The 6,041-nt window shown below is 55.4% G+C and carries 5 protein-coding genes; 3 read left to right on the plus strand and 2 right to left on the minus strand.

Annotation, left to right across the window (positions count from 1 at the left end):
• Nucleotides 1–176: 176 nt before the first annotated feature.
• The 3 genes from ldtD to KHQ28_RS18615 all read left to right on the plus strand — a co-directional run bounded on the left by ldtD (nucleotide 177) and on the right by KHQ28_RS18615 (nucleotide 3,482).
• Nucleotides 177–1,967, plus strand: coding sequence for a L,D-transpeptidase (ldtD, locus tag KHQ28_RS18605; protein ID WP_004211429.1), 1,791 nt, complete (start codon nucleotides 177–179; stop codon nucleotides 1,965–1,967).
• 302 nt (nucleotides 1,968–2,269) lie between these two features.
• Nucleotides 2,270–2,821, plus strand: a complete 552-nt coding sequence (locus KHQ28_RS18610) for a YcbK family protein (protein WP_002898198.1) — start codon at nucleotides 2,270–2,272, stop codon at nucleotides 2,819–2,821.
• A gap of 13 nt (nucleotides 2,822–2,834) precedes the next feature.
• Nucleotides 2,835–3,482: an MBL fold metallo-hydrolase gene (locus KHQ28_RS18615; RefSeq protein ID WP_002898200.1), complete on the plus strand. Its 648-nt coding sequence runs from the start codon at nucleotides 2,835–2,837 to the stop codon at nucleotides 3,480–3,482.
• Nucleotides 3,483–3,550: 68 nt separating this feature from the next.
• On the opposite strand, the gene KHQ28_RS18620 is transcribed toward KHQ28_RS18615, so the two are convergent.
• Together KHQ28_RS18620 and ompK35 are read right to left on the minus strand one after the other, a co-directional pair.
• The gene (locus KHQ28_RS18620) at nucleotides 3,551–4,741 is read right to left on the minus strand and encodes an amino acid aminotransferase (protein WP_002898202.1); all 1,191 of its coding nucleotides are present in this window, start codon (nucleotides 4,739–4,741) and stop codon (nucleotides 3,551–3,553) included.
• Between the two features lie 187 nt (nucleotides 4,742–4,928).
• A complete protein-coding gene (ompK35, locus tag KHQ28_RS18625) occupies nucleotides 4,929–6,008 on the minus strand; it encodes a porin OmpK35 (RefSeq protein WP_004141771.1) in 1,080 nt (359 codons plus the stop codon).
• Between the last annotated feature and the right edge of the window lie 33 nt (nucleotides 6,009–6,041).

Genomic DNA, 6,041 nt, shown 5'->3' on the forward strand with positions numbered 1-6,041 from the left:
AAGCGCTGAAAAGGGCAACGTTAAGTTGCCCTTTTTGCTATCCAGCTTGCTATGCCAGGGTGGTATAATCTTTAAGCTTCTTTACATTAGGTAAGGCAAAAGCCTTTTCGTCTTTATATACTGTGTTAAAGCCCACGAATTTGTGGGCGGCAATGTGTGACAACAGGGGGCAAGGGATGTTGCTTAAGAAACGGTATGGTCGTCCATTGTCAGCGCTCAGTCTGAGCCTGGCAATGGCATTTGCTCCGCTGTTCAATGTCCAGGCCGCAGAGCCTGAAGTCGTACCAGGTGATAGCTCCGCTACGCCTGGAGAGCTTTCCGTCGCGCTGTCGCAAAGCGACGGGCAATCGCCGGCGGTCGCAAAGCTGGCCGGTGAGCAGCCGCTGTCGATGGAAGCCGCGGCGAACAGTCGCGCCCAGATCGAAGCGCTATTGCCGGCTGGCTACAAACCCGTCTTTATGAATCCGCTGGTCTCGCTATACGCCGCCAGGGATATGAAACCGATGTGGGAAAACCGCGAGGCGGTGCAGGCGTTCCAGCAGCAGCTGGCGGAGATCGCCATCGCCGGTTTTCAGCCGCAGTTTACCACCTGGGTCAGTCTGCTGACCGATCCTGCCGTCAGCGGCATGGCGCGCGATGTGGTGTTGTCTGATGCCATGATGGGCTATCTGCACTTTATCAGCGGCATCCCCACCCAGGGGACCCGCTGGTTATATAGCTCGACACCGTACAAGATGGCGACCCCGCCGCTGTCGGTGATTAACCAGTGGCAGCTGGCGCTGGATAATGGCTCCCTGCCGGCGTTTATCGCCGGCCTGGCGCCGCGTCATCCGCAGTATGAGGCCATGCACCAGTCGCTGCTGGCGCTGGTGGCTGATTCACGTCCATGGCCGCAGATGACCGGCAGCGGCTCGCTGCGCCCGGGAGAATGGAGCAATGATATCGGCGCGCTGCGCGAGATCCTCCAGCGTACTGGGATGCTGGAAAATTCCGCCAATATCGTTCTGCCCGGCGACGTGGTGAGTCCTTCGGCGAAGAAAAAGAGCAAGCCCGCGGCGCGCGGTGTGTACGATCGCCAGCTGGTGGAGGGCGTTAAGCGCTTTCAGGCCATGCAGGGGCTGGGGGCGGATGGGGTCATCGGCCAATCCACCCGTGACTGGCTCAATGTCTCATCGGCGCAGCGCGCTGGCGTGCTGGCGCTGAACATTCAGCGTCTACGTCTGCTGCCAGGCAAACTATCGACCGGTATCATGGTGAATATTCCCGCGTTTTCGCTGGTCTATTACCAGGACGGCAGTCAGGTGCTGGCCTCGCGGGTGATCGTCGGACGTCCGGACCGCAAGACGCCGATGATGAGCAGCGCGCTGAACAACGTAGTGGTCAATCCGCCGTGGAACGTACCGCCCACCCTGGCGCGCAAAGATATTCTGCCGAAGGTGCGTAATAATCCTGGCTATCTGGAGCAGCATGGCTACACCGTGATGCGCGGCTGGAACAGTAAAGAGACCATCGATCCTTACCGGGTTGACTGGTCAACCATCACCGAGAACAATTTACCGTTCCGTTTTCAGCAGGCGCCTGGGGCACGTAATTCACTGGGGCGTTACAAGTTTAATATGCCGAGTTCGGATGCTATCTATCTGCACGATACGCCGAACCATAATCTGTTTCAGAAGGATGTCCGTGCGCTCAGTTCCGGCTGCGTCAGGGTGAATAAAGCCTCGGAGCTGGCCAATATGCTGCTGCAGGACGCGGGCTGGAATGACACGCGCATTTCCGACGCCCTGAAGCAGGGGGATACGCGCTATGTCAATATTCGGCAAAATATACCGGTGAATTTATATTACTTAACGGCGTTTGTGGACGCTGATGGACGTACACAATATCGAACAGATATTTACAATTACGATATCACCGCGCGATCCAGCGCACAAATTCTGACGAAAGCGGAACAATTAATCAGGTAAATGAAGTAGTTCAATGGATTTTGTTGTCCTAGCACTGGGTAAAAAAGGGCGCAGCACCTCTGCAGCGCCCGATTTTCCTGGGGTGAGGCTGCCTTGACGTTGGCAATAATGCCCGGTAAGGTGCCTTTCGTGCGCCAGAAGTGCATATACATATCATTCCGCTCAATGCGTAGCGCGGTTAGCGCGAACGTTCTCCTTTGCCGGGCAACATCTCGGTCGTGGCGAGCGATAGCGAGCTGATCCTGGCATCGCGCAAAGCGGAAAAAGTATATAACGATTCATTGACTGTAGACCTGATTATCATGGACAAATTTGACGCTAATCGCCGCAGATTGCTGGCGTTGGGTGGCGCTGCGCTGGGTGCTGCCGCCATTCTCCCTGCGCCGGCATTTGCCACCCTCTCGACCCCCCGTCCGCGTATTTTGACGCTGAATAACCTGCATACCGGTGAATCGCTCAGGGCGGAGTTTTTCGATGGCAGAGGCTATATTCAGGATGAATTAGCAAGACTTAACCATTTTTTCCGTGACTATCGCGCGAATAAAATTAAGTCCATCGATCCAAATCTGTTCGATCATCTTTATCGGTTGCAGGGACTACTTGGCACCAACAAACCTGTCCAGCTTATCTCTGGCTATCGTTCCCTCGATACCAACGATGAGCTTCGCGCACGAAGCCGTGGTGTAGCGAAACACAGCTATCACACCAAGGGGCAGGCGATGGATTTCCATATTGAAGGTATTTCGTTAAGCAATATTCGCAAAGCGGCGTTATCTATGCGCGCAGGTGGTGTAGGATATTACCCACGTAGTAACTTTGTGCATATTGATACCGGTCCCGTAAGGCACTGGTAACGAAAGGAGCGTCATGAACTATCGTATTATTCCGGTTACCGCGTTCGCGCAGAACTGTTCTCTTATCTGGTGCGGGCAAACCCGGCTGGCGGCGCTGGTCGATCCTGGCGGCGATGCTGAACGTATCAAAGCGGTGGTGGCGGAGGCTGGCGTCACGCTGATGCAGATCCTGCTGACGCATGGCCACCTCGATCACGTTGGCGCCGCGGCTGAACTGGCGCAGCATTATGGCGTACCGGTTATTGGTCCGGAAAAAGAGGATGAGTTCTGGCTGGAAGGATTACCGGCGCAAAGCCGGATGTTCGGCCTGGAGGATTGCCAACCGCTGCGTCCGGATCGCTGGCTCAATGAAGGCGATGTGGTCAATGTGGGGAATGTGGCGCTGCAGGTGCTGCACTGCCCGGGCCATACGCCGGGCCATGTGGTCTTTTTTGATGACGCCTCCCGACTGCTGATCTCCGGAGACGTGATTTTCAAAGGCGGGGTGGGACGCAGCGATTTTCCGCGCGGCGACCATGGGCAGCTGATTGCGGCTATCAAGGAAAAGCTGTTGCCGCTGGGCGATGATGTGACCTTTATTCCCGGCCATGGTCCGCTGTCGACGCTGGGTGAGGAACGCCGTAATAACCCGTTTCTGCAGGATGAGATGCCGGTCTGGTAACAGACATGACGCGAACACATAAAAAAGGCCGCATTCGCGGCCTTTTTCTTTATACCGAATACTATCGCTTACAGTACGGCGACGATGGCTTCGCACAGCGGCGCCATATTGTCAGGCGTCATCCCGGCCACGTTGATACGTCCGGAAGCGACCGCATAGATGGCGAACTCTTCACGCAGGCGCAGCACCTGCTCTTTAGTCAGGCCGCTGAATGAGAACATGCCGTTCTGCTGGCTGATAAAGCTGAAGTCGCGGCTCGCGCCTTTCTCCTGCAGGGTATTGACGAACAGCAGACGCATACGCTGGATGCGCTGGCGCATATCGGTCAGTTCCTGCTCCCAGATTGCCCGTAGCGCATCGTTGCTCAGAATGGTGGCGACCACGGAGGCGCCATGCGCAGGCGGGTTGGAGTAGTTGGCGCGGATCACCGACTTCATCTGACTGAAGGCGCGGTCTACAGTCTCCTGATCCGCGGCGACCAGAGTGCAGGCGCCGACGCGCTCGTTGTACAGGCCAAAGTTTTTCGAGTAGGAGCTGGCGACCAGCAGCTCTTTATGTAGAGCAGCAAAAGCGCGTAGCCCTTCAGCATCTTCTTCCAGACCGCGGGCGAAGCCCTGGTAGGCGAAATCGAACAGCGGTAGCCAGCCTTTTTCCACCGACAGCTGCGCCAGCTGCTGCCACTGATCGAGCGTCGGATCGATACCGGTCGGGTTGTGGCAGCAGCCGTGGAACAGTACCACGTCGCCCGCCTGGGCTTCGTTCAGGCTGGCCAGCAGACCATCAAAGTCCAGCGCGTGGTTAGCCGCGTCGTAGTATGCGTATTCGCGCACTTCCAGCCCGGCAGAGGTGAATACGCTTTTATGGTTCGGCCAGCTCGGATTACTTACCCACACACGTTTCACGTCGGTGTTTTTGGCGAGGAAGTCTGCGGCGACACGCAGCGCACCGGTACCGCCCGGTGTCTGCGCGGTGCGGGCGCGTTTATCAGCGATAATCGCATTGCCTTTACCGAACAGCAGCTCCTGGGTGCAGCGACCAAATTCAGGAATACCATCGATGCCCAGATAGTTTTTAGTCGTTTCATTTTCCAGCAGATACTGCTCTGCTTTTTTGACGCTGGTCAGAACGGGCGTTTTACCGGTTTCATCCTTGTAAACACCAATTCCGAGGTTAATTTTTTCAGGGCGGTCATCGGCACGAAACAGATCGGCCAGACCTAAAATCGGGTCGGCTGGGGCGGCGGTAATGTTCTCAAACATGACGAGGTTCCATTGTGATTACTGAAGGGAAATCCGCTATCAGGTTAACGGGAGAATAACGAATTGCCAACCGTTTGCGACAAAAAGCGCGAAGGTTTTCGAAAGAGACGATCTTTGTCTCACGAATACAGAAAAGCAGGACCGAAGTCCTGCTTTGAAGGCATATCACGAAGGGGGGTACTGCAGATTAGAACTGGTAAACGATACCCACGGCCGCCTGGTCGTCAGTGGCGACACCAGCCGCTTTGGTGTAATCGTTGTCGTCCAGCTGGTTGAATTTATACGCAGCGTAGACGTTCATGTTCTTGTTAAAGTAGTACCAGGTACCCACTTCGATGTATTTAACCAGATCCGCATCGCCGCCGGAGAAGCCAGCACGCGACTGCAGGTCCTTGCCTTTGGTCTGTACGTAGCCGATGGACGGACGCAGGCCGAAGTCAAACTGATACTGTACAACTGCTTCAAAGTTCTGAGTTTTACCGGCGAAGTGGTTATCTTCTTCCGGAGTCATGTTGTAAGTCTGGGAGTACATGACGGCCGCATAGATGTTGTTAGCGTCATATTTTGCAGAGGTCGCCCAGGCTTCGGCTTTGTCGCCATTGCCGTCAGCTTTCTGATCGACGCTACGGTTAGAGCTGGAGTAGCCTGCAGACAGTGCGATACCGTTGTCGAACGCGTAGGTGGCTGCGGTGCTGAAGCCGTCGCCATTCTGCTTGCGAATCGCACGGTCATGGTCGTTTTTACCCTGGTACTGCAGCGCGAAGCTCAGACCGTCAACCAGACCGAAGAAGTCGGAGTTACGGTAGGTTGCGACGCCGTTGGTACGACCGGTCATGTAGTTGTCGGTATAGTTCCAGCCGTCACCGCCCCATTCAACCAGCATATCGGTTGCCGCTTCGACGTCGTAGATCGCGCCGTAGTTACGGCCATAGTCGAATGAACCATATTCGCCCGCTTTCAGGCCCGCGAACGCCAGACGGGTTTTTGTGGTCTGGGAACCTTCAACATTGGACGCGTCCATGTTGTATTCCCACTGGCCGTAGCCGATCAGCTGATCGTTGATCTGAGTTTCGCCTTTCAGGCCGATACGGGCATAGGTGGTATCGTCGCTACTGGTGTCGCCATTGGTGGTCCAGACGTGCTCGCCGACCATTTTTCCATAGAAGTCCAGTTTGTTGCCGTTTTTGTTATAGATTTCTGCAGCGTTGGCTGCACCGGCTACCAGCAGGGCAGGGATCACCACTGCCAGAATATTGCGCTTCATCATTATTTATTACGGAATAACTTTCATAGCCATCAA

Origin of the sequence: Klebsiella sp. 28 (genome assembly GCF_018223905.1) — a bacterium.
In the GTDB taxonomy this organism is placed as follows: Bacteria; Pseudomonadota; Gammaproteobacteria; order Enterobacterales; family Enterobacteriaceae; genus Klebsiella; species Klebsiella pneumoniae.